The organism is Herminiimonas sp. (assembly GCF_030645555.1).
Classification (GTDB): Bacteria; Pseudomonadota; Gammaproteobacteria; order Burkholderiales; family Burkholderiaceae_D; genus Oxalicibacterium.
The window spans coordinates 1-1425 of sequence record NZ_JAUSME010000304.1 but is presented as its reverse complement, the minus strand read 5'-3'; the positions used below and the strand labels follow the sequence as shown (position 1 = coordinate 1425).

Genomic DNA, 1425 nt, shown 5'->3' with positions numbered 1-1425 from the left:
GCGTCGCACCGCACCGCTTGCAACAGCTAGTTATGTCAATCGTTAGAGCTGTAGGTTGGGCTAACGCTTTATCAGCCCAACATTCAAACCGGGACGACATACCCACCTGATATTTTTCAAGAACTTCGCTACAACCCATTACTTTCCGTGGAGCATTTCGCAAATTTACTGCAGAATAAGCATCACTTGATTCCCTGACAATCTGACAGACGGGTAGGTGCTACATGAAGTTCAAGTTTCCTCTGCACATACACCTGTCCACACTCTTCATTTTGATGACGCTCGTCATCAGCGGCGTCATTGCCGGTGTCGGTTACCAGATGTCTTACAACATGCTGGAAACCTCGGCGCAGGACCTGACCCAGCGTGCCAGCCGCGAAATTGCCGGCGAGATCAAGGGCATACTCGGGCCTGCCTATACCACTGTTGAACTGTTGAGCTACCACCGGCTGGCCTATGCCGAGACGCCGGCAGAGCGGATGGCAAGTTTCCAGGTCCTGCAGCCCGCCCTGAACAATGATGCCGGCATGACGTCCATCTTCATAGGTTATGAATCCGGCGATTACCTTTTTCTGCACCGCATCAGCGACGCAGAGGAGCGCATCAAATACCACGCTCCCGCAGGCACGTATTACCAGCTCCGCAGTATTGAACGTCACAACGGAAAGGCCGCAGCAAAATACATCTATCTGGATGCTGGCATGCAGGTATTGCGGGAAGAAGCCCATCCGGAATATGCGGCCGATTTCGATCCGCGCCAGCGCGGCTGGTATCAGAGCGCGATGACAGCCAAGGGCACGGTTACGACCAAACCTTACCTTTTCTTTTCAGTCGGCAAAGTCGGCCTGACGGTTGCCAAACGTGCGCAAAATGGCCATGCGGTTATTGCCGCTGATATTCCACTGTCGGCTTTGGGCGCGGCCTTGCGGAGACAAAAAGTCACGCCATCCAGTCAGCTGGCCCTGGTGAGTCGCGAAGGTCAAGTCGTTGCGCACGAAGATTTGAAAAAATTGATCGCGACGCCTGCGATGCCCGATACGCCGCCTGCGCTCAAGAATCTGGATGACTTCGGCATTCCTGCATTGGCAGGGCTGGCCGGTTCCATTGCAACAGACATGCCGCCGCAGGGAATGTCAAAAACAGTGGAGCTTGATGGCGAGGACTGGCGTGTGTCCGTGTTGCCGATAGCACTTGAAGGTTCCGAACCCTTGTATCTGATGACGGCGATTCCAAAGAAGGAGCTGTTTGCCACTGCACTCAAGATTCGTTCGACGTCTATCCTGATTACCTTGCTGGTTATCCTGATTGCAATGCCAGTCATCTGGTTCGTGGCGAGAGCCATTTCAAAATCGATACGCAAGCTTGCCTATGAAGCCGAGACGATACGTCTTTTTGAATTCGCCCAGCCCATCACTTTGCGCTCCA

At 53.6% G+C, this 1425-nt stretch carries 1 protein-coding gene; it reads left to right on the top strand.

Going from position 1 to position 1425, the window contains the following annotated elements:
* Window positions 1–275: 275 nt before the first annotated feature.
* A partial coding sequence (locus Q7T06_RS11485) for a cache domain-containing protein (RefSeq protein WP_304784768.1) occupies window positions 276–1425 on the top strand: 1150 nt, incomplete at its 3' end.